At 67.6% G+C, this 23,501-nt stretch carries 20 protein-coding genes, 2 tRNA genes and 1 pseudogene; 14 read left to right on the top strand and 9 right to left on the bottom strand.

What is annotated here, in order from left to right; genetic code table 11:
* Positions 1 to 10: 10 nt before the first annotated feature.
* Complete coding sequence (gene wrbA / locus EXE63_RS04085; protein ID WP_168140918.1) at positions 11 to 610, bottom strand: NAD(P)H:quinone oxidoreductase; 600 nt, start codon at positions 608 to 610, stop codon at positions 11 to 13.
* Positions 607 to 2,037, bottom strand: coding sequence for a phytoene desaturase family protein (locus EXE63_RS04080; protein WP_234904687.1), 1,431 nt, complete (start codon positions 2,035 to 2,037; stop codon positions 607 to 609). Before EXE63_RS04080 ends, wrbA begins: the two co-directional genes overlap by 4 nt.
* A gap of 77 nt (positions 2,038 to 2,114) precedes the next feature.
* Here EXE63_RS04080 and serA point away from each other — a divergent pair, with 77 nt between their 5' ends.
* The 4 genes from serA to EXE63_RS04060 are packed head-to-tail and all read left to right on the top strand — an operon-like array spanning position 2,115 to position 5,915.
* Positions 2,115 to 3,701, top strand: coding sequence for a phosphoglycerate dehydrogenase (gene serA, locus EXE63_RS04075; RefSeq protein ID WP_168140916.1), 1,587 nt, complete (start codon positions 2,115 to 2,117; stop codon positions 3,699 to 3,701).
* Positions 3,698 to 4,708, top strand: a complete 1,011-nt coding sequence (locus EXE63_RS04070; RefSeq protein ID WP_168140915.1) for a 3-isopropylmalate dehydrogenase — start codon at positions 3,698 to 3,700, stop codon at positions 4,706 to 4,708. Before serA ends, EXE63_RS04070 begins: the two co-directional genes overlap by 4 nt.
* Before the next feature lie 5 nt (positions 4,709 to 4,713).
* The gene (locus EXE63_RS04065) at positions 4,714 to 5,277 is read left to right on the top strand and encodes a hypothetical protein (RefSeq protein ID WP_168140914.1); all 564 of its coding nucleotides are present in this window, start codon (positions 4,714 to 4,716) and stop codon (positions 5,275 to 5,277) included.
* A 29-nt stretch (positions 5,278 to 5,306) separates the two neighbouring features.
* Positions 5,307 to 5,915 (top strand): dihydrofolate reductase family protein, encoded by a 609-nt coding sequence (locus tag EXE63_RS04060; RefSeq protein ID WP_168140913.1) that lies wholly within the window; start codon positions 5,307 to 5,309, stop codon positions 5,913 to 5,915.
* A gap of 51 nt (positions 5,916 to 5,966) precedes the next feature.
* On the opposite strand, the gene EXE63_RS04055 is transcribed toward EXE63_RS04060, so the two are convergent.
* Positions 5,967 to 7,169, bottom strand: coding sequence for an MFS transporter (locus tag EXE63_RS04055; protein ID WP_168140912.1), 1,203 nt, complete (start codon positions 7,167 to 7,169; stop codon positions 5,967 to 5,969).
* A 130-nt stretch (positions 7,170 to 7,299) separates the two neighbouring features.
* Here EXE63_RS04055 and EXE63_RS04050 point away from each other — a divergent pair, with 130 nt between their 5' ends.
* The 4 genes from EXE63_RS04050 (at position 7,300) to EXE63_RS04035 (ending at position 9,901) form a co-directional block, all read left to right on the top strand.
* Positions 7,300 to 8,112, top strand: a complete 813-nt coding sequence (locus EXE63_RS04050; protein ID WP_168140911.1) for a fumarylacetoacetate hydrolase family protein — start codon at positions 7,300 to 7,302, stop codon at positions 8,110 to 8,112.
* A gap of 2 nt (positions 8,113 to 8,114) precedes the next feature.
* Positions 8,115 to 9,566: a glutamate--tRNA ligase gene (gene gltX / locus EXE63_RS04045; RefSeq protein ID WP_168140910.1), complete on the top strand. Its 1,452-nt coding sequence runs from the start codon at positions 8,115 to 8,117 to the stop codon at positions 9,564 to 9,566.
* A gap of 116 nt (positions 9,567 to 9,682) precedes the next feature.
* Positions 9,683 to 9,754 (top strand) — tRNA-Gln (locus EXE63_RS04040).
* Between the two features lie 74 nt (positions 9,755 to 9,828).
* Positions 9,829 to 9,901, top strand: a tRNA-Glu gene (locus tag EXE63_RS04035).
* A 54-nt stretch (positions 9,902 to 9,955) separates the two neighbouring features.
* On the opposite strand, the pseudogene EXE63_RS04030 reads toward EXE63_RS04035, so the two are convergent.
* The 3 genes and pseudogenes from EXE63_RS04030 to EXE63_RS04020 all read right to left on the bottom strand — a co-directional run bounded on the left by EXE63_RS04030 (position 9,956) and on the right by EXE63_RS04020 (position 13,249).
* Positions 9,956 to 11,160 (bottom strand): annotated as a pseudogene (locus EXE63_RS04030) (DUF1501 domain-containing protein).
* Positions 11,161 to 11,171: 11 nt separating this feature from the next.
* Positions 11,172 to 12,485: a DUF1800 domain-containing protein gene (locus EXE63_RS04025; RefSeq protein WP_372513142.1), complete on the bottom strand. Its 1,314-nt coding sequence runs from the start codon at positions 12,483 to 12,485 to the stop codon at positions 11,172 to 11,174.
* Positions 12,486 to 12,547: 62 nt separating this feature from the next.
* Positions 12,548 to 13,249 (bottom strand): IclR family transcriptional regulator, encoded by a 702-nt coding sequence (locus tag EXE63_RS04020; protein ID WP_168140909.1) that lies wholly within the window; start codon positions 13,247 to 13,249, stop codon positions 12,548 to 12,550.
* Positions 13,250 to 13,326: 77 nt separating this feature from the next.
* Here EXE63_RS04020 and leuC point away from each other — a divergent pair, with 77 nt between their 5' ends.
* From leuC to EXE63_RS04005, 3 genes are all read left to right on the top strand, one after another.
* Positions 13,327 to 14,769: a 3-isopropylmalate dehydratase large subunit gene (gene leuC / locus EXE63_RS04015; RefSeq protein WP_168140908.1), complete on the top strand. Its 1,443-nt coding sequence runs from the start codon at positions 13,327 to 13,329 to the stop codon at positions 14,767 to 14,769.
* 28 nt (positions 14,770 to 14,797) lie between these two features.
* Positions 14,798 to 15,391, top strand: coding sequence for a 3-isopropylmalate dehydratase small subunit (leuD, locus tag EXE63_RS04010; RefSeq protein WP_105364028.1), 594 nt, complete (start codon positions 14,798 to 14,800; stop codon positions 15,389 to 15,391).
* Between the two features lie 204 nt (positions 15,392 to 15,595).
* Positions 15,596 to 16,243 carry an HU family DNA-binding protein gene (locus tag EXE63_RS04005; protein WP_168140907.1) on the top strand — a complete coding sequence of 216 codons (648 nt, stop codon included), beginning with the start codon at positions 15,596 to 15,598 and terminating at the stop codon, positions 16,241 to 16,243.
* Positions 16,244 to 16,331: 88 nt separating this feature from the next.
* On the opposite strand, the gene mutT1 is transcribed toward EXE63_RS04005, so the two are convergent.
* Genes mutT1 through cofC form a run of 3 tightly spaced genes read right to left on the bottom strand, consistent with a single transcriptional unit; the run spans position 16,332 to position 20,181 of the window.
* Positions 16,332 to 17,252 carry an 8-oxo-(d)GTP phosphatase MutT1 gene (gene mutT1 / locus EXE63_RS04000; RefSeq protein WP_168140906.1) on the bottom strand — a complete coding sequence of 307 codons (921 nt, stop codon included), beginning with the start codon at positions 17,250 to 17,252 and terminating at the stop codon, positions 16,332 to 16,334.
* 40 nt (positions 17,253 to 17,292) lie between these two features.
* Positions 17,293 to 19,464 carry an RNA degradosome polyphosphate kinase gene (locus tag EXE63_RS03995; RefSeq protein WP_168140905.1) on the bottom strand — a complete coding sequence of 724 codons (2,172 nt, stop codon included), beginning with the start codon at positions 19,462 to 19,464 and terminating at the stop codon, positions 17,293 to 17,295.
* 48 nt (positions 19,465 to 19,512) lie between these two features.
* The gene (gene cofC / locus EXE63_RS03990; RefSeq protein WP_372513141.1) at positions 19,513 to 20,181 is read right to left on the bottom strand and encodes a 2-phospho-L-lactate guanylyltransferase; all 669 of its coding nucleotides are present in this window, start codon (positions 20,179 to 20,181) and stop codon (positions 19,513 to 19,515) included.
* A 35-nt stretch (positions 20,182 to 20,216) separates the two neighbouring features.
* On the opposite strand from cofC, the gene EXE63_RS03985 reads away from it, so the two are divergent.
* Genes EXE63_RS03985 through EXE63_RS03975 form a run of 3 tightly spaced genes read left to right on the top strand, consistent with a single transcriptional unit; the run spans position 20,217 to position 23,488 of the window.
* Positions 20,217 to 21,215: an NAD(P)H-dependent glycerol-3-phosphate dehydrogenase gene (locus EXE63_RS03985; protein WP_168140903.1), complete on the top strand. Its 999-nt coding sequence runs from the start codon at positions 20,217 to 20,219 to the stop codon at positions 21,213 to 21,215.
* Between the two features lie 31 nt (positions 21,216 to 21,246).
* Positions 21,247 to 22,350, top strand: a complete 1,104-nt coding sequence (locus EXE63_RS03980) for a cystathionine gamma-lyase (RefSeq protein ID WP_168140902.1) — start codon at positions 21,247 to 21,249, stop codon at positions 22,348 to 22,350.
* Positions 22,351 to 22,390: 40 nt separating this feature from the next.
* Positions 22,391 to 23,488: a D-alanine--D-alanine ligase family protein gene (locus EXE63_RS03975; RefSeq protein ID WP_168140901.1), complete on the top strand. Its 1,098-nt coding sequence runs from the start codon at positions 22,391 to 22,393 to the stop codon at positions 23,486 to 23,488.
* Positions 23,489 to 23,501 lie beyond the last annotated feature (13 nt).

Raw genomic sequence — 23,501 nt, 5'->3', positions numbered from 1 at the left:
GCGCAGCCTTTCAGTCACCGAGCCTGGCGGCAATGCCGACGACCCGGCGCGCCAGATGGTCGAGCGCGTCGTTCGTCGCGTCATCGAACTCGGTGATGTTCTCCCGATTCGCGATCAGCCCGACTCCATAGGGATTGCCGTCGGCGAATTTCACCGGATCGGTGTATCCCGGCGGCACGATGATCCCGCCGAAATGCATCAGCGTCACATAGAGATTCAGCAGCGTGGACTCCTGGCCGCCGTGCGCGGTCTGGGTGGAGGTGAACGCGGCGTACACCTTGTCGGCGAGCTTGCCCTCGGACCAGAGCCCGCCGAGCGAGTCCAAGAAGGCCCGCAGCGGCGCCGCCGGCGAACCGAAACGGGTGGGGGAGCCGAAGATCACCGCATCGGCCCACACGATGTCCTCACCGGTCGCGACCGGCAGGTCCTTGGTGGCCTCATAGTTGGCGGTCCATGCCGGATTGCCCGCGAACGACTCGGGATCGTTGGTTTCGGCGATGTGGCGGATGCGGACCTCGGCGCCGGCAGCCTCGGCGGCAGCGGATATCCGGGCCGCCATCGAGGTGCCGTGCCCGGTGGCCGAGTAGTAGATGACGGCGAGTTTGGTCATGGCGCCAGTGTAGGAAGCTCCCGGATGCCGAACTCCCGTTTCAGCACGGTCCGTGCGGCGTAGAAACCGGCCATGCCGTGCACGCCGCCGCCGGGCGGGGCAGCCGAGGAACACAGATAGGCCTTCGGAATCGGGGTGGACCACGGGTTGATCCGCGGGGTGGGACCGGCGATCGCGCTGACCATGTTGTTGCCGCCGACGCCGATATCCCCGCCGACGAGGTTGGCGTTGTGATCGGCCAGTCGCGCGGCCGGCACGCTGCGCACCGCGACCACCACGTCGCGGAATCCGGGCGCGAACCGCTCGAAGACATCGGTGACGGCCTCGCCCATGTCCACCGTCGAACCCGCCGGCACATGGGCGTACGCCCACAGGGGCCGTCTGCCGTGGCTGTCGATGCGGGTGGGGTCGGCGATATGCGGCAGGGCCGCCAGCACCATCGGCCACTGCGCGTGTCGGCCGGCGGCGATCTCGGATTCGGCCAGCGCCATCTGCGGCCGGCTCCCACCCAGGTGCAGGGTCGGGGCCTGAGTCAGACGTGAATCGCGCCAGGGGATTTCGCCCGAGAGCACGAAATCGACCTTGGCCACACCGGGCCCATAGGTGTAGCGCTGCAGGGCTTTTGCGTACCGAGGCGGCAGGGTCGAGCCGTAGATGGACAGCAGGGCAGTCGGTGCCGTGTCATAGAGCACCACACCACCCGGCGGTGCGGTGACTTCCTCGCCGAGAACGAGTTCCCCGCCATGGTCCAGCAGATCGGCGATCAGGGCATCCGGAATGGCCTGCGACCCGCCGACCGGAATCGGCCAGCCGACCGCATGCCCGAGGGTCGCCAACATCAGCCCTGCACCGGAGGCGACCAGGGAAGGCATCTGCGAAATGGTATGCGCGGCAACACCGGTGAACAGTGCGCGAGCATCCTCGCCCTTCAGCGCGCCCCACAGCGGGCTGCCCTGGGTGAGTAGCCGAGGGGCCACCTTCAGTGCGGCGGGGATCGACGGCGGCAGCGACCGTTTGTCGCCGAGCAGCAACCCGACCACGCCGTCGCAGTCGGCGGCGAGCGGGCCGAGCAGTCGCCGCCACGAGTCTCCGTCGGACAACTCGTCGGCGGTCCGCTCGATATCGCGGTAGCCGATCGCCGCCGGCCGGTCGGTGAACGGGTTGGCGTAGGAGATCTCCGGGACCGACAACTGCACACCGCGGGCCTGCAGGTCGTAGGCGGCGAAGAACGGCGACGCCAGCGCCAGCGGATGCACCGCCGAACAGATGTCGTGGCGGACACCGTCGAACTCCGGGTCGGCCAAGGTGCGCGCACCACCGCCCGCGGTGGTCTGCGCTTCGATGACCCGTACGGCCAACCCGGCCCGGGCCAGGATGACGGCTGCGGTCAGCCCGTTGGGGCCACTTCCGACGACGGTGACGTCCACCACATCAGTAGACATCATCGACGCCGAGCGCACGTGGCCTGTGGTACCGCGGCGGGCACACACTAGGCTGTAGCGCCGTGAGTCTTCCCGTTGTTCTGATCGCCGACAAGCTTGCCGAGTCGACCGTCGCCGCCCTCGGCGACCAGGTCGAGGTCCGTTGGGTCGACGGCCCGGACCGCCCGAAACTGCTGGAGGCCGTCGCGGACGCCGACGCGCTGCTGGTGCGTTCGGCGACCACAGTCGACGCCGAAGTCATCGCCGCCGCGCCCAAACTGAAGATCGTCGCCCGCGCCGGTGTCGGCCTGGACAACGTGGACGTCGACGCGGCGACCGCACGCGGTGTCCTGGTCGTGAATGCGCCGACCTCCAACATCCACAGCGCCGCCGAGCATGCGCTGGCCCTGCTGCTGTCGGCCGCCCGCCAGGTTCCGGCCGCCGACGCCACGCTGCGCGAGCACACCTGGAAGCGGTCCTCGTTCTCGGGTACCGAGATCTTCGGCAAGACCGTCGGCGTCGTCGGCCTGGGCCGCATCGGCCAGCTCGTCGCGGCACGGCTGGCCGCGTTCGGCACCCACATCCTGGCCTATGACCCCTACGTGTCCTCGGCCCGCGCCGCGCAGATCGGCATCGAACTGGTCAGCCTCGACGAGCTGCTGAGTCGGGCCGACTTCATCTCGGTGCACCTGCCCAAGACCAAGGAGACCGCCGGTCTGCTCGGCAAGGAGAACCTCGCCAAGACCAAGCCCGGTGTCATCATCGTCAACGCCGCCCGCGGTGGCCTGATCGATGAGCAGGCGCTCGCCGATGCCATCACCAGCGGACACGTCCGCGGTGCAGGCCTGGACGTGTTCTCCACCGAGCCGTGCACCGACAGCCCGCTGTTCGAGCTGCCGCAGGTCGTGGTCACCCCGCACCTCGGTGCGTCGACCGCCGAGGCGCAGGACCGGGCCGGCACCGATGTGGCCGCCAGCGTGAAGCTGGCGCTGGCCGGCGAGTTCGTGCCCGATGCCGTCAACGTCGGTGGGGGAGCCGTCGGCGAGGAAGTGGCGCCGTGGCTGGACCTGGTCCGCAAGCTCGGCCTGCTGGTCGGCAAGCTCGCCGAGGCCGCACCGGTGTCGCTGACCGTCCAGGTTCGCGGCGAGCTGGCGTCCGAAGATGTCGAGATCCTGCGCCTGTCGGCGCTGCGCGGCCTGTTCTCGGCCGTCGTCGACGAGCAGGTGACCTTCGTCAACGCACCCGCGCTGGCCAAGGATCGCGGCGTGACCGCCGAGATCAGCACCGCCAGCGAGAGCCCCAACCACCGCAGCGTGGTGGACGTGCGGGCGGTCTACGCCGACGGCGGTGCGCTGAACGTGGCGGGCACCCTGACCGGCCCGCAGCAGGTGCAGAAGATTGTCCAGATCAACGGCCGCAACCTGGATCTGCGCGCCGAGGGCTACAACCTGGTCGTCAACTACCACGACCAGCCCGGCGCACTGGGCAAGATCGGCACGCTGCTCGGCGGCGCCGAGGTCAATGTGCTGGCCGCGCAGATGAGTCAGGACGCCAGTGGCGACAGCGCCACCGTGATGCTGCGCCTGGACACCGATGTGCCCGAAGACGTGCGCGCCGCGATCGCCTCTGCGGTCGGCGCCACCACACTGGAAGTGGTCGATCTCTCATGAAGCTCGCTGTAATCGCCGGTGACGGCATCGGACCCGAGGTCATCGACCAGGCGCTGCGCGTACTCGACGCGGTGCTGCCCGGGGTCGAGCGCACCGAGTACGACCTGGGCGCGCGGCGCTACCACGCATCGGGCGAACTGCTGACCGTGGAGACCATTGAGGAGCTGCGCGGCCATGACGCGATCCTGCTCGGCGCGATCGGCGACCCGTCGGTACCCAGCGGTGTGCTGGAGCGCGGGTTGCTGCTCAAGCTACGGTTCGCGCTCGACCATCACGTCAACCTGCGGCCCGGTCGGCTCTATCCCGGTGTGAGCAGCCCGCTTTCGGGTGTGACCGGAATCGATTTCGTCGTGGTCCGCGAGGGCACCGAGGGGCCCTACACCGGCAATGGTGGCGCACTGCGGGTCGGCACGCCCCACGAGGTGGCCACCGAGGTCAGCGTGAACACCGCCTTCGGTGTGGAGCGTGTCGTGCGCGATGCGTTCGCCCGGGCCCAGACCCGGCGCAAGCATCTGACGTTGGTGCACAAGACCAATGTGCTGACCTTCGCGGGCAGCCTGTGGTCGCGGGTTGTGGCCGAGGTCGGCACCGAGTTCCCCGATGTCGAGGTCGCCTACCAGCACATCGACGCCGCCACCATCCACATGGTCACCGACCCGGGACGTTTCGACGTGATCGTCACCGACAACCTGTTCGGCGACATCATCACCGATCTGTCGGCGGCGGTGTGCGGCGGCATCGGTCTGGCCGCGAGCGGCAATATCGATGCCACCGGGACCAATCCGTCGATGTTCGAACCGGTGCACGGCAGCGCGCCCGATATCGCGGGCCAAGGTATCGCCGATCCCACCGCGGCGGTGATGAGCGTGGCGTTGTTGCTCTCGCATGTGGGTGAGGACGACGCCGCGGCGCGGGTGGACGCGGCGGTCTCGGAGCACCTGGCGACCCGCGGCGAGGCGACGCTGTCGACCAGCGAGGTCGGCGACCGCATCCTGTCGCTGCTGTAGCCCGGGTGGCCGCATTCGCGACGCTGAGCCGGCAGTGCGTGCTGTTCGCGATCGGTTCGACGTTCTTCGCGGTGGCCACCGCGCCGGGATTCGCCGCGCTGGCCGGGGCCGGGGCGTCCAACGCGCTGTGTTTCGTCGGCTCGTGGTTCTTCACCACGGCGGCTTTCATACAGCTGCAGTTGTCCGACAGCGGCATCGGCTGGTGGTCATCGGCCAGCCAATTCGCGGGCACCGTCCTGTTCAATGTCAGCACCGGGGCATCGGTGTGGGCGCACTCGGTTCATGCCGAGCGGCGCGACGTGTGGGCGCCGGATGCCGCGGGTTCCGTGGCGTTTCTGATCAGTGGGGTGCTTGCCGTTCTGGTGGTCGGCTGGTGGGCGCCGAGATCCGTTGACTGGCAGGCGGGGTGGATCAATCTGGCCGGCTGCGTCGCGTTCGGGGTGTCGGCGGCGGCGGCCTTCGTGTTCAAGACCGGCGAGACGGTCAACGCGTCCCTGGCCAACCTGGGCACCTTCGTCGGAGCGCTGTGCTTCCTGGCTGCGGCACTGTTGCTCCGGCCGCGGCGATGAGCTGACGCGTCCCGGCTGGTCTATCCGGTATGGGACTCATCGATATCGAATTGTTCGCCACGCTGGATCTGGTCGGTCAGGGACCCGGCGGCCCCGACGAGGATCCGATCGGCTTCCCGTTCGGCGGCTGGCAGGCGCCACTGGTGGACGATGTCGCCGGTGCGCAGGTGGCGGCGGCGTACGAGGGCACCGACGCGTTGCTGCTCGGCCGGCGCACCTATGACATCTTCGCCGCGTACTGGCCCCATCAGGACGGCGAGTTCGCGACGTTGTTCAACACCGTCCCGAAGTACGTGGCCTCGCGCGGCACGCCCGACCTGTCCTGGGCGGGATCGACCCGGCTGGGTCCGGACCTGGTCGGCGCGGTGCGCGAGATCCGGGACCGGCACGAGCGGGTGAAGGTTGTGGGCAGCTTGAACCTGGTGCAAACCCTGTTGCGGGAGAAGCTCTTCGACGGGATCGATCTGTGGTTGCATCCCGTCATGCTCGGGGTGGGCAAGAAGGTGTTCGACGGTGGTGTGGTGCCCACGAACGTCCGGCTGCTGCAGCCGCCGGTCGCGAGTCCGAAGGGGTCGGTGTACCTACGTTATGGCCGCGCCGACGGTGTGCCGGCGACGGGGGATATGACTGCTTCCTGAGCGGACTCAGTATCGGTCTGCTCGTGAGCCTGAAAGCTGTTCGCAGGTGTGCTATTTCACGCGCTCAACGGCCCCGGGCCCGGGGCCGTCCGGCACCAGGAATATCGCTGCGGCAGGGAACAGTGCGCATACGGCGAACGCGAACGGGAATCCGGCCGCGGCGATCAGCGCACCGAACACCGGTGACCCGACCGCCGTGGCCAGATGCTGGCTGGTGTTCTGGGTGCCCAGCGCGCGTCCGCTCCAGAACGGACCGGCGATCTCGGCGATCGCGGTGAACGCCAACCCGTTGTCGGACACCGTCACCACCGAGGCGATGACGATGAGGGCGACGCTCACCGGTGAACCCAGTGCATCGGTGACGGCGAGCAACGCCATGGTCGCCGACGCGGCCGCAGCGATGAATCGGATGGGCCGCAGACGCAGGCCGAGCACATCGGACCATCGCCCGGCCGCGATACGCCCGGCGGCGCCCAGCACCTGGGCGGCGGTGACGAGCGCGCCCGCCGAAGCGGCGGACCACCCACGCTCGGTCATCAGCCACACCAGCATGAAGGTCCAGATGAAGCCCTGGGGGATGACCAGCAGGACCGAGACCGCGTGAATGCGTGCCAGCACCGACGATCCGCGATAGGGGTTGGCCAGATGCTCCGGCGGCGCCTCGGCCCGGGGCGGTCGCGGCGGGTCCAGCACGCCGATCGCGCAGATCACTGCGGACAGCACGCACACCACCGCGGGGAACAGCAATGCCGGGCCCACACCGTGGCTTTCGGCGACGCGGGGGATCACCAGGGCGCCCAGTCCGACACCCAGGGGTGTCGCTGTCTGCCGGATTCCCATCGCCAGACCGCGCTGCTCCGGTGGGAACCAGCCCACCACGACGCGGCCGCTCGCGGCGTTGCTGCTCGCGGCGGCCATCCCGCCGAGGAGCAGGAACGCCCCGACGGCCCACAGCGATTGCACCGAGGCCGCGCCGAACGCGAATGCCGCGGTGAGCGCCGAGCCGACGGTCAGCACGATGCGCTCGCCGACCCGGTCCACCAACCAGCCCCAGGCGATCAGCGTGACCACCATGCCGAAGCTGGGCATCGCCGAGAGCAGTCCCGCCAGGCCGAGATCGAGTCCGCGCTGGCTGTGCAGGGTGGGAATCAGGAAGGCCGCGCCGTTGATGAACACGTTGGCGCATGTGGTCGCCGTCAGGGCGATCACCAGCATGGACCAGCGCCGCGCGGTGCTGATCGACGTCGTGGGCATGTCGCCATGGTGCCACGCTCATCCCATAATATTGAACTGATATCTCATGATATGAGACGCTGTGAGCTTGTTCAGGTGCACGGTGGACGCCGCGCGCCGAGCGGCCGCGGGGCCTCATTAGGCTGAACGGATGCGCCTCGGTCGAATCGCCAGTCCCGACGGGGTCGCCTTTGTGGTCATCGAAGGCGACTCCAACTCCGATGCGGTGTGCCGCGAGATCGCCGAGCAGTACCTGTCGCGAAATCCCACCTTCACCGGCCGCAGCTGGCCGCTGGCCGATGTGCGGCTGCTGGCCCCGATTTTGGCCAGCAAGGTCGTCTGTATGGGCAAGAACTACGCCGCCCACGCCCTCGAGATGGGCGGCGAGGCGCCCGAGGATCCGGTGATCTTCCTCAAGCCCAACACCGCGATCATCGGGCCCAACGTCGCCATCCAGCTTCCCGCCGATGCCCACCCGGTCCACCACGAAGGCGAGTTGGTGGCCGTCATCGAGCGGCCCTGCAAGGACGTGCCCGCCGCGAAAGCCGCCGACTACATCCTCGGCTACACCATCGCCAACGACGTGTCCGCGCGCGATCAGCAGCAGCGGGACGGCCAGTGGATGCGGGCCAAGGGCCATGACACCTTCTGCCCGGTCGGACCGTGGATCGAGACCGCCGTCGACCCCTCCGAGTTGGACCTGCGCACCGAGGTGATCCACCCGGCCGAGGACGGTTCGGTCGGCGAGATCGAAGTCCGGCAGAACAGCAACACCGCGATGCTGCTGCACGATGTCGGCGCCATCATCGAATGGGTGTCGGCGGTCATGACGCTGCTGCCCGGGGACCTGATCCTGACCGGCACCCCCGAGGGGGTCGGCCCGATCGAGGACGGCGACATCGTCAGCATCACCATCGAGGGCATCGGCACCCTGTCCAATCCTGTTGTGCGTAAAGGAAAATAGCGATGACCGTTCGGGTACGTTTCTGCCCATCGCCGACGGGCACCCCGCACGTCGGGCTGGTCCGCACCGCGCTGTTCAACTGGGCCTACGCCCGGCACACCGGTGGCACCTTCGTCTTCCGCATCGAGGACACCGATGCCGCCCGCGACAGCCAGGAAAGCTACGACGCGATCCTGGACGCCCTGCGCTGGCTCGGCCTGGACTGGGATGAGGGCCCCGAGATCGGGGGGCCGTATGAGCCCTACCGGCAGTCTCAGCGTTCCGATCTGTACCGCGACGTGATCGCCAAACTTCTGGCCGCGGGCGAGGTGTACGAGGCTTACTCCACGCCCGAAGAAGTCGAAGCCCGCCATATCGCCGCCGGCCGCAATCCCAAACTGGGCTACGACAACTACGACCGCAGCCTCACCGACGAGCAGCGTGCGACCTTCACCGCCGAGGGCCGTAAACCGGTGCTGCGGTTGCGGATGCCCGATGAGGACCTGACCTGGAATGATCTGGTGCGCGGGGAGACCACCTTCGCCGCCGGCGTGGTGCCCGATTTCGCGGTCACCCGGGCCAGCGGAGATCCGCTGTACACCTTGGTCAATCCCGTCGACGACGCATTGATGAAGATCACCCACGTGCTGCGCGGCGAAGATCTGCTGCCGTCCACGCCGCGCCAGATCGCGCTGTACCAGGCGCTGATCCGGATCGGCGTCACCGACAGCATTCCCGAGTTTGCCCACCTGCCAAGCGTTCTCGGCGATGGCAACAAGAAGCTGTCCAAGCGCGACCCGCAGTCCAACCTTTTCCTGCACCGCGACCGCGGCTTCATCCCCGAGGGCCTGCTGAACTATCTCGCGCTGCTGGGCTGGGGCATCGCCGACGATCACGACCTGTTCAGCCTCGATGAGATGGTGGCGGCGTTCGACGTCGCCGACGTCAACTCCAACCCGGCCAGGTTCGACCAGAAGAAGGCCGACGCCATCAACGCCGAGCACATCCGGATGTTGACGCCCGAGGACTTCAGCACCCGGCTACGTGCCTACCTGGACGCGCACGGCCACGACACCGGGCTCGACGACGCCGGCTTCGCGGAGGCGGCGGCACTGGTGCAGACCCGCATCGTCGTGCTCGGCGATGCGTGGGATCTGTTGAAGTTCTTCAACGATGACAGCTATGTGCTCGACGAGAAGTCGGCGGCCAAGGAACTGAAGGCCGAGGCCGCTGTCGTGCTCGACGCCGCACTGGCAGCCCTGGAGGCCGCGCCGCAATGGACGACAGGGTCGATCGAGGAGGCGCTGAAGACGGCGCTGCTGGACGGGTTGGAGCTCAAACCGCGTAAGGCCTTCGGTCCGATCCGGGTCGCGGTGACCGGCGCGACGATCAGCCCGCCGCTGTTCGAGTCGATGGAGCTGCTGGGCCGTGACCGCAGTCTGGCCCGGTTGCGGGCCGCAAGGGGTGGGGTGTGAAAAGTGCCCCCGATTCTTTGGTAATCTGTGCGTCGGCCCGAAAAGCACAGCGGAGAACTCTTCCGCGGCGCTGATTGGGCCAATTGATGCCCTGACCTGCGGTGATGGGTATCGAATGGGGTATGGTGTAATTGGCAACACTAGGGATTCTGATTCCCTCATTCTAGGTTCGAGTCCTGGTACCCCAGCTGTCCGGTCACGTCGGCACCAATTAGGTGAGCACGATCGCCTGAGCTATGCTGACCGTCCGGAAGATGTTCTAGCCCCCGTCGTCTAGCGGCCTAGGACGCCGCCCTCTCACGGCGGTAGCGTGGGTTCGAATCCCATCGGGGGTACAGATGAAGTCCCAGGAGAAATCCTGGGACTTTTTTCGTGCGATGTCGCGCACCTCACAGAAAGCCGATCGGCCGCCGGCCCGGGCCGACCGAGGGCTCCGGATCCGCGCCCAGCGTCTGATCGAGCAGTTCGTGATACACGTCTCGAAAGTCGGTGGTGGTCTTGAGGTCGCCGTCGTGCAGATCGGTGAGGCTGGGTGCGTCACCGTAGAAGCCGCCCCGCACGGACTCGCCGAGGATCAACACCGGACCCGAGGTGCCGTGGTCGGTGCCCTGGGTGGCGTTGGCGGCCACCCGCCGGCCGAACTCCGAATAGATCATCGTGACCACATTCCTGCCGTAGGCGCTGTTGCGCATCTGCTTCAGGAACGGAGTGATGGCGTCATTGAGTGCGGTGAGCAGTTTCTGTTGGTCGCCGCGCTCATTGGCGTGGGTGTCGAATCCGCCGAGGGACACCATGTACACCTTGGTGGGAACGCCGGCCCGCACGCACTGGGCCACCAGTTCGAGGTCGTCGGCGAGTTGCCTGCCGAGGTCGGTGGCCGCCGTCGTCGGCAGCGGGCTGTCGGTGAAGGTCCGGAACGTGTCATCGATGGCGCGGTAGGCCCGGAAGTCGGCACGGACCGCCGCCATGGCGGGGGTGTCGTGCGGGTCGGGTGAGCTCATCTTCTCCAGGACGCCGGGCATATCCGGCGGCAGCCTCGGGATGGTCACCGAAAGCCCGGCTGCGGTGTGCTTTCCGCCGATGGCCATCGGCGGCAGCACCGTGCCGATGTTCACCGCGCGCAACGGATCGTCCCCGCCTGCGTCCAGCCAGCGTCCGATCCAGCCGGATGCCGTCGGGTCATCCGGTGAGGCCGTCTGCCAGATATCCATCGAACGGAAATGACTTCGGTCCTGTTTCGGGTAGCCGACGCCGCGGACGATGGCCAGGTTGTCAGTGCGCCACGACGTCTCCAGGCCGGTCAGCGCCGGGTTCAGCCCGACGACACCGTCCAGATCGATGACCGTTTCCGGTGCGAACGCCAGATCGGGACGCGCGTCGTAGTACGCGTTGTCGGTGTAGGGGATCACGGTGTTCAGGCCGTCATTGCCGCCGTAGAGCGTGAGGATCACCAGGATTCCGGTATCGGCCGGCAAGGGTTGTTGTTGCGCGCGCTCGAACAGCTGGGGCAGTGTGACCGCCGCGCCGGCCGCCGCGGCGAGCCCTGCGGCCCCGCACTGGCGATCAGGAATCTGCGGCGATTGAGCTCCGGCATGGGATATCTACCTACACCGTCAGGTATTCGGGCGTGTTGACGGCGGCGGCGACCAACCGGTCCGGATTGTCGGCGAGGGGCCGCAGGGCTGCCGCGGTGGTGTCGGACCAGGCGCCGATCCCGAGCAGATAGCCCGCGGCATCGACGCGGTCACTCGGGGCGGCGTCGGCCACCGTCGAGAGGTCACCGGTCGGGACGAACCGGTCGGCCGCCCAGAACCGCGCGGCCGCACTCGTATTGGACAGCCACACCCGGCCCTGGGGCCAGCCGTCGACATCGGGCGGGGAGAAGGGGCGCTGGCCCATCACCTTGAGCACGACATCGCAGGCGGTCAGTGTGGTCGGGCCGTCCAGTGGCACCGACAGCGAGCGCAGCATTCCGATCAGCCAATCCACCGGGGTGACGACTGCGGTGCCGGCACCGGCGACGAAGTCGGGATCGAGAAAGATGGCCTTGGTCAAGGCTTTCAGATCCCGGTTCGGGCCGTAGGCGGTGATCAAGCGGGCCGAAGCGGCCTCGCCCGGATCCGTATCCGCGGCCAGCAGACGCCACAGCTTCGCACTGACGAAGCGCGCCGAGGCGGGATGGCCGAGCACGATGTCACAGAAGTCGCTGTCCCCGAACGGGCCTGTCGCCCCAAGGATCGTCTTGACACCGCTGTCGTGATGCTCGGCCAGCAGCACGGTTCCGTTGCCCAGGGTGTCGAAGCGGCCGGTGAGTGCCCGCGCCCCCTCACGCACATCGGCTTCGGTGTAGCCGTTGTCGTGACCGAGGGCGAAAAGTTCCATGAACTCGCGGGACAGGTTCTCGTTGGGCGCCTCCTTGGTATTGCCCAAACCGTCCAGCCAGCGCAGCATCGCGGAGTCGGTGAGCATGGCGTAGGCGAGGTCGCGAAAGTCACCGAGAGTGTGCGCGCGCAGGGTCTGGTTCTGCGCCGCCATGAATTCCGCGGCCACCACCTTTTCCGCCGAGGTGGCGAAATGGTTGTGCCAGACGAAGGTCAGCTTCTCGTGGATCGGTTGGCGCACGGCGACCATCCGGCGTATCCACCATCCCGACAGGTCCTGCATCTGCGCCAGCATGCTGCTCACGAAGGGTGCGGTGGTGGCTTCGCTGGCGGGCAGCGCGGGGGTCGAGTAGGTGGCCATCGGAGTCGCGATGGCGCCGGGGTCGGCGGCCGGGTCCAGTGCGAGCACCTCGTCGAGGTAGGACCCCCACTCCCGATTCACCACCGCATCGACCTCGCGCCCGGTCGTACCGAAACCGGACCGCCGCAGCATTCGTGCGGTGGCCAGCCATTGCGGCGATTGAGAACCCGTGGTCACGCACCTCCGGCCAGCGCCGACGCGCTCATGGTGTCGACAATAGGGCCAGCGCGCGAAGTTTGCTAGAGCCGGCGGGTCAGGGCTTCCGAGGCGGCCAGCAGATCGGCGGCCCAGCGGGCACCGGGCCGTCGGCCCATCCGATCGATGGGCCCGGACACCGAGATGGCGGCGATCACCGCGCCGCGACCGTCGCGCACCGGCGCGGACACGCTGGCCACACCGGACTCGCGCTCGGCGGCGCTTTGCGCCCAGCCCCGCTTACGTACCTCGGCAAGCGTGCGTTCGGTGAACTTGGCCGTCATGAGTACCGACTGTTGGGTGGCGTTATCGCTGTAGGCCAGTAGCACTTTGGCACCGGAGCCGGCGGTCATCGGCAGGCGGGTGCCGACCGGCACGGTGTCGCGCAGCCCCACCGGTGGCTCCAAGGAGGCCACACACACCCGGGAGGTGCCTTCCCGGCGATAGAGCTGGACGCTCTCGCCGGTGAGTTCGCGAAGCCTCGGCAGCACGGCGGCACCGGCTGCCAGCAACGGATCATTGACCTGGCCTGCGAGCTCGGTCAGCGCCGGGCCCAACCGCCAACGTCCCTCGGTGTCGCGGGCGAGCAGGCGGTGCACTTCCAGCCCGGCGGCCAGCCGGTGCGCGGTCGCCCGCGGCAGGCCGGTGCGTTCGCACAGTTCGGCCAGACCGCATGGTGACTCGGCCACCGTGTGCAGGACGCCCACCGCTTTGTCGAGGACGCCGATACCGCTATCCTGTCTCACAGGGAGATACTAGCGTCCCGCATCGTGAGATAGCCAGCCCGTCACGGCAGGACGCCCGAGTCGAATCGAGATACCCAATGGAGCAGACACAGTCCAGTCCGCGGCCCCGCACCCTGGCCGAGAAGGTGTGGGATGACCACGTCGTGGCCCGCGGCGCCGGCGAACCCGACCTGATCTACATCGATCTGCACCTCGTGCACGAGGTCACCAGCCCGCAGGCCTTCGACGGTCTGCGATTGGCCGGGCGCCCGGTGCGCCGGCCCGATCTCACCATCGCCACCGAGGATCACAATGTGCCCACGGTGGACATCGACAAGCCGATCGCCGACCCGGTGTCGCGTACCCAGGTGGACACCCTGCGCCGCAACTGCGAGGAGTTCGGTATCCGGCTGCACCCGATGGGCGATGCCGAGCAGGGCATCGTGCACATCATCGGACCCCAACTGGGTCTGACGCAGCCGGGTATGACGGTCGTCTGTGGCGACAGCCACACCTCGACTCACGGTGCGTTCGGCTCGATCGCCATGGGGATCGGCACATCTGAGGTCGAACACGTGATGGCCACCCAGACGCTTCCGCTGAAGCCCTTCAAGACGATGGCGGTCAATGTCGACGGGGATCTGCCCGAAGGCGTGAGCGCCAAGGACATCATTCTGGCGGTCATTGCCAAGATCGGGACCGGTGGCGGGCAGGGGCACGTCATCGAATACCGGGGCAGCGCCATCGAATCCTTGTCGATGGAGGGCCGGATGACGATCTGCAATATGAGCATCGAGGCCGGTGCCCGGGCAGGCATGGTGGCGCCCGATGCCACGACTTTCGAGTTCCTGAAGGGCCGTCCGCACGCGCCGAAAGGCGCGGATTGGGATGCCGCGGTGCAGGCCTGGAGTGAGTTGCACACCGATGAGGGCGCCGAATTCGACACCCAGGTGTACATCGACGCCGCGACGCTGAGCCCGTTCGTCACGTGGGGGACCAATCCCGGGCAGGGTGTGCCGCTCTCGGCGGCGGTGCCCGATCCCGAGATGATGGTCGATGACGATGCCAAACAGGCGGCCGAGAAAGCGTTGACCTATATGGACCTTCGCGCGGGCACTCCGATGCGTGACATCCCGGTGGACACGGTCTTCGTCGGCTCGTGCACGAACGGGCGCATCGAGGACCTGCGCGTGGTCGCCGAGATCCTGGACGGCCGCACGCTCGCCGACGGGGTCCGGATGTTGGTGGTCCCGGGCTCCATGCGGGTGCGCGCGCAAGCCGAATCCGAGGGTCTGGGCGCGATCTTCACCGCTGCCGGCGCGGAATGGCGCCAGGCCGGCTGTTCGATGTGCCTGGGGATGAACCCGGACCAGCTTGCCCCGGGGGAGCGTTGCGCCTCGACCTCGAACCGCAATTTCGAAGGCCGACAGGGCAAGGGCGGGCGTACCCACCTGGTGTCGCCTGCGGTGGCAGCGGCCACCGCGGTGCGCGGCACGTTGTCTTCCCCGGCCGATCTCGAACCCGTCGCCGCCACCCGCTAGGTCTTCGAACCGCAAGGAGTACCAGGACATGCAAGCTTTCACCACTCACACCGGGATCGGCGTGCCGTTGCGCCGAACCAACGTCGACACCGACCAGATCATCCCGGCGGTGTATTTGAAGCGGGTCACCCGAACGGGTTTCGAGGACGGTTTGTTCGCCGCCTGGCGCAACGATCCGGCTTTCATCCTGAATCTGGCGCCCTTCGACAAGGGGTCGGTATTGGTGGCCGGCCCCGATTTCGGCACCGGTTCGTCTCGCGAACACGCCGTCTGGGCGCTGATGGACTACGGCTTCCGGGTCGTCATCTCACCGCGATTCGCAGATATTTTTCGGGGCAACGCCGGCAAGGCGGGTCTTTTGGCGGCCGAAGTCTCCCATGATGATGTCGAACTTCTCTGGAAGCTGATCGAGCAGAATCCGGGCTTGGAAATCACTGTCAATCTTCAAGATCGAACCATCGCCGCCGGAACGGTCCTGCTGCCGTTCATCATTGATGACTACACCGCGTGGCGGCTCCTCGAGGGACTCGACGATATTGGCCTTACGCTGCGGAAACAGGCTGAAATCGAAGCGTACGAGCAGCGCCGTCCGAGCTTCAAACCGCGGACGCTGCCGGTCTGATCTCGACGGTTTCCGGGCCCCCAAATATGGCTCGGCAACCCTATTCTCGGACGCCGGTACCACTGTCCAAGTGGGCCAATCGGATTGCCGGATATTCGCCAGCTACGTATGAAACTGCGCGTGGCTCTTGGAAATATGTGGCAAATAGGTTTACCGTGTCCTCTAGTCGGTCCAAGGTGGACCACTGGACTTCGGAGGGTTTGCATGAACAAAGCAGAGCTCATCGACGCACTCACAACCAAGTTGGGCACCGATCGTCGACAGGCTACTGCCGCGGTTGAGAACATCGTCGACACGATCGTTCGTGCGGTGCACAAGGGTGAGAGCGTTACCATCACTGGCTTCGGCGTTTTCGAGCAGCGTCGCCGTGCCGCCCGTGTGGCCCGCAACCCGCGCACCGGCGAGACCGTCAAGGTCAAGCCGACGTCGGTTCCGGCCTTCCGCCCGGGCGCGCAGTTCAAGGCAGTTGTCTCTGGCGCGCAGCGTCTCCCGGCAGACGGCCCCGCCGTCAAGCGTGGTGTGGCAGCGGCTCCGGCCAAGCGCACCGCCGCCAAGAAGGCCGCACCGGCCAAGAAGGCGGCAGTGAAGAAGGCCGCACCGGCCAAGAAGGCTCCCGCCGCCAAGAAGGCTGCTCCGGCCAAGAAGGCTGTGGTCAAGAAGGCCGCACCGGCAGCGAAGAAGGCTGCTCCGGCCAAGAAGGCTCCGGCCAAGAAGGCTCCCGCCGCCAAGAAGGCTGCTCCGGCCAAGAAGGCTCCGGCCAAGAAGGCCGCACCGGCCAAGAAGGTCGTCGCCAAGGCCCCCGCCAAGAAGGCTCCGGCCAAGAAGGCTCCGGCCAAGCGCGGCCGCAAGTAATTCCGGCTCGCACACAAAAACACCCCAGAACAACATGTTCTGGGGTGTTTTTGTGTGCGCCACTTGCCACCCGGAGACCTACCGAGGCTTACTCCAGGATGGCCAGCGGGCTGCCGATATGGTCGGCGGCGATCAGCCGCCCGCCCGCCGAGGACAGCACCCAGGTGCTGCCCTTGCGATTCCGCGACTTGTCCGGCCGGACACCGTCGCGCTCGCACCACCATGCGATGAGATCGGGGATCACCTTGCCCTGGGTACAGATGACCGGCGTCACATCGGCTGGACCCGAGGCGATCTCCAGAACCCGCGCCCGGGCGGCCTTCTTGTCGCCGGCGTAGGCCTCCTCGGTGAGGGCGGCCTCTGATTCGATGAGCCCCCCGATTTCCTGAGCCAGCGGCCCCAGCGTCTGTTCACAGCGCACGCGCGGCGCGGCGTGAAGCTCGGTGACGCCAAAGGCAAGTAGTTGACTCACCAGTGATTCGGCCTGGGCGCGACCGAGCTTGTCCAGTGGTCGACGGGAATCCTCGCCCTTGTATTTCGACCGCGAACCGGCGCGCGCATGTCGGACGATGATCGTCGTCGCGGTGTCCGCCGGTGCTTTGGCGAAGCGTCGCAGCACCTTACGATCCTGCTGATACTGCAGCCGCTTCATCGCGTCCTTCGGCGGCAGCCAGAGCAACTCGTCCACCTCGTCATTGGCGCTGAACTCGCCGTCACCGGCGCCGGCCGCCCAATACACCACCCGCTTGCGGGCACCGTCCACCGGATAACTGATGACGGCCAGCCTGCGCCCGAGCCGACTCTGAAACCCGGTCTCCTCATGGATCTCCCGGACGGCGGTGGCGGCATGGCTCTCCCCGGGGTCCACCTTGCCCTTGGGCAGCGACCAGTCGTCGTAGCGCGGACGGTGCACGACGGCCACCTCGGTCCGTCCCGCGAGCTCGCGCCACAGCACCGCGCCGGCGGCGTGCACCGTCTTCGTCTTCTCGCGGGGCGAGCTGTCCGACACATCAACTCCTAGGTGTTGTCAGTGGCCGACAGCCGGGCGGTCAGGGTGAGCGATGTTTCGCCATCAGCGCGACCTGATGGTCCCGCACCGTTTTGCCGGGGAGCGGCAGCGCATTCCATCGACCGTCCGTCTGGAGCTCCCAGCACCTGGTCGCCGGATCCATGGTGGACTCGAACATCTCGTCCAGTTGGGCTGTCAGCCGCGGATCCTTGACCTGTGCCATGACTTCCACACGGCGGTCCAGATTACGATGCATCATGTCCGCGCTGCCGATCCAGAACTCATTGATGGCGCGGAAGTGAATAATTCGGGAGTGCTCCAGGAACCGGCCGAGAATCGAACGCACCACGATGTTCTCGGACAAGCCTTCCTGACCGGGGCGTAGCGCGCAGATTCCGCGCACCACGACCTCGACCCGGACACCGGCCTGTGAGGCCCGGTAGAGCGCGTCGATCACCTGCTCGTCGACCAGTGCGTTGGCCTTCAGCCGGATTCGGCCCTGCCCGTTCTCCAGATGCGCGGCGGTCTCCTGCTCGATGCGCCCGATGATGCCCTTGCGCACACTGTGCGGCGCCACCAGCAGGTTGCGGTAGGACACCTTGCGGGAGTACCCCGTCAACGAGTTGAACAGATCGGTCAGGTCGGCGCCGATATCGGGGGATGCGGTCAGCAGGCCGACATCCTCATACAGCCGGGCGGTTTTGGGGTTGTAGTTGCCGGTGCCGATATGGCAATACCGCCGTATCGTCGAGCCTTCCCGGCGCACCACCAGACAGGTCTTGCAGTGGGTCTTCAGGCCGATGAGTCCGTACACCACGTGCACACCGGCTTGTTCAAGGGCGCGAGCCCATTTGATGTTGGCCTGCTCGTCGAACCGGGCCTTGATCTCCACGAGCGCGACCACCTGCTTGCCGGCCTCGGCGGCGTCGATGAGTGCGTTGACGATCGGCGAGTCACCGGACGTGCGGTACAGAGTCTGTTTGATGGCCAGCACGTTCGGGTCCGCGGCGGCCTGCTCGATGAAGCGCTGCACCGTCGTGGAGAACGAGTCATAGGGGTGGTGCACCATCACATCGCCATCGCGCAGCGTCGAGAAGATGCTCTTCGGCGTCTCGCGCTCACCGAACGCGGCCGGGGTGGCGGGTACGAAAGGACGGTCCTTGAGATCGGGCCGGTCGACCCCGTAGATCTGCCACAGTGACGAAAGATCCAGTAGTCCAGGCACCTCGATGACATCGCCGGGATGCACGTCGAGCTCTCGCAACAGCAGCTCGAGCATGTTCTCGGTCATGTCGTCGGCGACCTCCAGGCGCACCGGGGAACCGAACCGGCGCCGAGCCAGTTCCCGTTCCAGCGCCTGCAACAGGTCTTCGTCGCGGTCCTCGGCGACCTCGAAGTCGGCATTGCGGGTGATCCGGAACGCGTGCTGCTCGACGACCTCCAAGCCGGGGAACAGCACCGACAGGAAGGCGCCGATCAGCTCCTCCAGGGGCAGGAAGCGCGCCGGGCCCGGCGTGCCGTCCTCGCCTTCGCGGCGGGGCAGCTCGACGAATCGGTCGACGTTGTCGGGCACCTTGATTCGGGCGAAGTGCTGCGTGCGGTCATCGGGCTGGCGCACCGTGATCGCCAGATTCAGGCTCAGGCCGCTCACAAACGGGAACGGGTGCGCCGGGTCGACGGCCAACGGCGTCAGCACCGGGAACACCTGCTCGTGGAAGTAGGTGGACAGCGTCGCGTGTTCGTCCTCGTCCAGGTCGGACCAGTTGACGATCAGAATGCCCTTCTCGGCCAGCGCCGGGCGCACCGATTCCCGGAAGACCTGGGCGTGGCGGCTGGAGATCTGCTGGGTGCGCTCACCGATGCGTCGCAACTGTTCCCGGGGCGAGAGCCCGTCGGCCGAGCGCACCGACAGTCCCATCTCGTCGCGACGTTTCAGCCCGGCGACGCGCACCATGTAGAACTCGTCGAGGTTGGACGAGAATATGGCCAGGAACTTGGCCCGCTCCAGCAGTGGCAGTGAGGTGTCGGCGGCCAGCGCCAGCACCCGCGCGTTGAAGTCCAGCCAGCTCAGCTCACGATTGAGGTAGCGATCCTCGGGCAGCGCGTCCTCGACGGCGTCGGTGGTCTCCGCAGGGGGAGCGTCGGGTGCACTGTCCACGGCCTCCGCCGGCGTCCACTCGGTGTCAGCACTCGTTGTATCGGCGTCGGTCATGTCTCGATCATTGCCTATCCCCACCGCGCATTCCAGTGCGCATCGCCGTCAACCGTCGCTGCCGGTGCACGGCAGCGCGCCGACCGCGCGGTGCGTCGCCTGCCCGAGTCCGAGGTGCAGTGCCGCGGTGAGATCATCGGGGGTGTCGATATCGCACCGCAGTCCCGGCCAGTGGCCGGCCAGTTCTACCGCACCCGAATCGACATGGCGGCGTGTGGATTCCGCGCCGAACCGAGGATCGAGTGGGACTCCGAAGGCGAACAGTGCCGAGGTTCCGGTGCCGTGCCGGTCGCCGACGAAGCTGCGTGGGTGCCGGCGTGCGGCGGCCAGTGCCTCGGCCAGCTCGGCAGATCTGAGCGCCGGCAGGTCACCTTGGAGGACAACGATGTTGGGCACGCCCGCCGCCGATTCGGCCGCGCTGAGCGCATTGTTGAGCGGGTCGGGGTGTCCGTCCGGGGTCGGGTCCAGCAATGCGTGCGCGCCGAGCTCGCGGGCGGCCGCGGCCGCATCCGGATCCGGTGTCACCACGGTGATCGATGTCACGGCGGGCACCGCCGAGGCTGCGGTGACGGTGTCGACCAACATGGCCAGCACCAGACTCTCCCGCGCGGACGCCGACAGCACCGGCGCCAGCCGGGTCTTGGCGGCGGTAAGCCGCTTCACTGCGATCAGCACACCGACCTCCGGCTGTGCGCTGCTGCCCGTCATATCCGCCATCCTGCCAGTCTCCGCGGGGCAGCTAGGGTTGAGCCGTGGTCGAAGCCGCTGTGATGGGAGCCGGTGCGTGGGGAACAGCGCTGGCCAAGGTGCTTGCCGACGCGGGTAACAACGTGACGCTGTGGACACGGCGGGCCGAACTGGCCGATGAAATCAACGCGACGCACCGCAATCCGGACTATCTCGGGGACACCCCGCTGCCGGCCGGTATCCGGGCCACCGGCGATGCGGCCGAGGCGCTCGACGGGGCCTGCACCGTGCTGCTGGGGGTGCCGTCCCAGACGCTGCGGCCCAACCTGGAGTCCTGGAAACACCTGATCGGTCGGGATGCCACCCTGGTCAGCCTGGCCAAGGGCATCGAACTGGACACCCTGATGCGGATGAGTCAAGTGATCTCGCAGGTCACCGGAGCCGACCAGGCGCGCGTCGCGGTGGTGACCGGACCGAACCTGGCCAAAGAGGTGGCCGACGAGCAACCGGCCGCCACGGTCGTCGCATGCAGTGACTCGGGCCGCGCCGTGGCCTTGCAGCGTGCGTTGTCCACCGCGTACTTCCGTCCGTACACCAACGCCGACGTGATCGGTGCCGAGATCGGGGGCGCCTGCAAGAACGTGATCGCGCTGGCCTGCGGCATGGCCGCGGGCGTGGGCCTCGGCGAGAACACCTCGGCGGCGATCATCACCCGCGGTCTCGCCGAGATCATGCGGCTGGGAATCGCGTTGGGTGCCAAGGGGGCAACGCTGGCAGGCCTGGCCGGCGTCGGTGATCTGGTGGCGACCTGTACCTCGCCGCAGTCGCGCAACCGGTCCTTCGGGGCTCGGCTCGGGCAGGGCGGTTCGATGGAGTCCGCGTTGCGCGCCGCTCAGGGACACGTCGCCGAGGGCGCCACGTCGTGTCAGTCGGTGCTGGCGCTGGCCTCGAGTTATGACGTCGAGATGCCGCTCACCGACGCGGTCCACCAGGTCTGTCATCGCGGTCTGTCCGTCGAGCAGGCCGTGATGTTGCTGCTGGGGCGCAGCACCAAGCCCGAATAGGGCGTTGCCCGGGCGGGCGAAGCGACGGGAGATGGATATGGAGTACGGCGATTCCACCCGCAGCGTGAATGCTGTTGGTGCACACGGAATGCCAGGTTCGCCCGTCGGCCCGGTGCCGGTTCCGGCGTCGGCGTATCACTTGTCGCCGGACGAGTCCGAACCGCTGGACACCTACGGGCGGGCATCGAATCCCACCTGGCGGCAGCTGGAATCGGCGCTCGCCGAGTTGGAAGGCGCCTCGTCGGCGCTGACCTTCGGCTCCGGTATGGGGGCGATCAGCGCGGCACTGCGGGTGCTGGCCAAACCGGGCAAAACCCTGGTCGTGCCCGCCGACGGCTACTACCAGGTGCGCCGGTACGCCGCCGAATATCTGGCACCCTTGGGTGTCACAGTGGTGGAGGCCTCCGCCGTGCAGATGTGCGCAGCGGCCGAGCGCGCCGATGTCGTTCTCGCCGAGACCCCGGTGAACCCGACGCTGGATGTGGTGGACCTGCACCGGTTGGCCACCACCTGCCGTTCCCGCGGCGCCACCCTGGTGGTCGACAACACCGCCGCGACCCCGCTGGGCCTGCAGCCACTGTCGCTGGGGGCGGACCTCGTCGTCGCCAGCGCCACCAAGGCCCTGTCCGGGCACAGTGATCTGCTGGCCGGCTATGTCGCGGGCTGCCACCCCGAGCTGATGGCGGCGGTGGAACGCGACCGGCTGCTGGCCGGGCCGGTGCTCGGCACATTCGAGGCGTGGCTGGTGCTGCGCAGTCTGGGCAGCGCCGGGCTGCGCATCGACCGGCAGTGCCGCAACGCACAGGCGGTGGCGTTGATGCTGCGCGATCATCCGGCGGTGCTCTCGGTGCGCTACCCGGGCCTGCCGCACGATCCCGCCCACCCGATCGCCGTCGAGCAGATGCGGCGTTTCGGCGGTCTGGTGTCCGTCGAACTCGCCGATGCCGGCGCCGTGCACCAGCTGGTGGAACGCAGCGCGCTGCTGGTGGCGGCCACCAGCTTCGGCGGGATCCATACCTGCGTCGACCGTCGCGCGCGCTGGGGAGACCCGGTGCCCGAGGGCTTCGCCAGGATCTCCCTGGGCATCGAGGACACCGACGATATCGTCGCCGATATCGAGCGCGCGCTGGCCTGACAGGCCCTGCGGACGTCTCAGCCGGTAGCCTCTGCAGGTTGTGAGTGCCCGTACCCGTGTCGCCGTCATCTATGGCGGACGCAGTTCTGAGCACGGGATCTCCTGTGTTTCCGCAGGAAGCATCCTGCGTAATCTCGACCCGCAGCGCTTCGAGGTGGTCGCCGTCGGGATCACCCCGGACGGCTCCTGGGTGCTGACCGATGGCAAGCCCGAGAACCTGGCCATCACCGCCGGTGAGCTGCCGAATGTGGCCGACGGCACCGCGCTGGCGCTGGCCGCCGACCCGGTGCGCAAGGGCGAACTGCTGTCGCTGGGCGAAGGAGCCGGCGAGGTGCTGGCCGCCGTCGACGTGGTGTTCCCGGTGCTGCACGGTCCCTACGGGGAGGACGGCACCATTCAGGGCCTGCTCGAGCTGGCCGGTGTGCCCTACGTCGGGGCCGGGGTGCTGGCCAGCGCCACCGGTATGGACAAGGAGTTCACCAAGAAACTTCTGGTGGCCGATGGGCTGCCGATCGGCGATCACGTGGTGCTGCGCGGCGGGCAGCACACCGTCGCGCTCGATGACCGGGAGCGCCTGGGCCTGCCGGTGTTCGTCAAACCGGCCCGCGGCGGCTCGTCGATCGGGGTCAGCAGGGTCACGGCCTGGGATCAGCTGGACGCCGCGATCGCCGATGCCCGCCGGCACGACCCCAAGGTCATCGTCGAGGCCGCCATCATCGGCCGCGAACTGGAATGCGGCGTGCTGGAGTTCCCGGACGGGCGCGTGGAGGCCAGCGAGATCGGTGAGATCCGGGTCGCCGGGGTGCGCGACCGGGAGGACACCTTCTACGACTTCGCCACCAAGTACCTCGACGACGCCGCCGAGCTCGACGTGCCGGCCAAGGTCGATGACGATATCGCCGACGAGCTCCGTGCGTTGGCCATCAGGGCGTTCCGTGCCATCGACTGTCAGGGCCTGGCACGGGTCGACTTCTTCCTCACCGAGGACGGCCCGGTGATCAACGAGATCAACACGATGCCCGGATTCACCACCATCTCCATGTACCCGAGGATGTGGGCGGCCAGCGGGGTGGACTACCCGACGCTGCTGGCGACGATGGTCGAGACCGCGGTGGCCCGCGGTACCGGCCTGCGTTAGCGCGCGAGAGAAT

The organism is Mycolicibacterium frederiksbergense, from assembly GCF_012223425.1.
In the GTDB taxonomy this organism is placed as follows: domain Bacteria; phylum Actinomycetota; class Actinomycetes; order Mycobacteriales; family Mycobacteriaceae; genus Mycobacterium; species Mycobacterium frederiksbergense.
Note: the sequence above shows the minus strand (reverse complement) of the source record. Positions and strands in the feature narration are given on the sequence as shown.

Excerpts from the sequence above, each read along its gene's own strand:
- wrbA (WP_168140918.1), bottom strand. The coding sequence starts at position 610 with ATGACCAAACTCGCCGTCATCTACTACTCGGCCACCGGGCACGGCACC.
- EXE63_RS04070 (WP_168140915.1), top strand. The coding sequence starts at position 3,698 with ATGAAGCTCGCTGTAATCGCCGGTGACGGCATCGGACCCGAGGTCATC.
- EXE63_RS04060 (WP_168140913.1), top strand. The coding sequence starts at position 5,307 with ATGGGACTCATCGATATCGAATTGTTCGCCACGCTGGATCTGGTCGGT.
- EXE63_RS04055 (WP_168140912.1), bottom strand. The coding sequence starts at position 7,169 with ATGCCCACGACGTCGATCAGCACCGCGCGGCGCTGGTCCATGCTGGTG.
- EXE63_RS04050 (WP_168140911.1), top strand. The coding sequence starts at position 7,300 with ATGCGCCTCGGTCGAATCGCCAGTCCCGACGGGGTCGCCTTTGTGGTC.
- gltX (WP_168140910.1), top strand. The coding sequence starts at position 8,115 with ATGACCGTTCGGGTACGTTTCTGCCCATCGCCGACGGGCACCCCGCAC.
- leuC (WP_168140908.1), top strand. The coding sequence starts at position 13,327 with ATGGAGCAGACACAGTCCAGTCCGCGGCCCCGCACCCTGGCCGAGAAG.
- leuD (WP_105364028.1), top strand. The coding sequence starts at position 14,798 with ATGCAAGCTTTCACCACTCACACCGGGATCGGCGTGCCGTTGCGCCGA.
- EXE63_RS04005 (WP_168140907.1), top strand. The coding sequence starts at position 15,596 with ATGAACAAAGCAGAGCTCATCGACGCACTCACAACCAAGTTGGGCACC.
- EXE63_RS03995 (WP_168140905.1), bottom strand. The coding sequence starts at position 19,464 with ATGACCGACGCCGATACAACGAGTGCTGACACCGAGTGGACGCCGGCG.
- cofC (WP_372513141.1), bottom strand. The coding sequence starts at position 20,181 with ATGGCGGATATGACGGGCAGCAGCGCACAGCCGGAGGTCGGTGTGCTG.
- EXE63_RS03980 (WP_168140902.1), top strand. The coding sequence starts at position 21,247 with ATGGATATGGAGTACGGCGATTCCACCCGCAGCGTGAATGCTGTTGGT.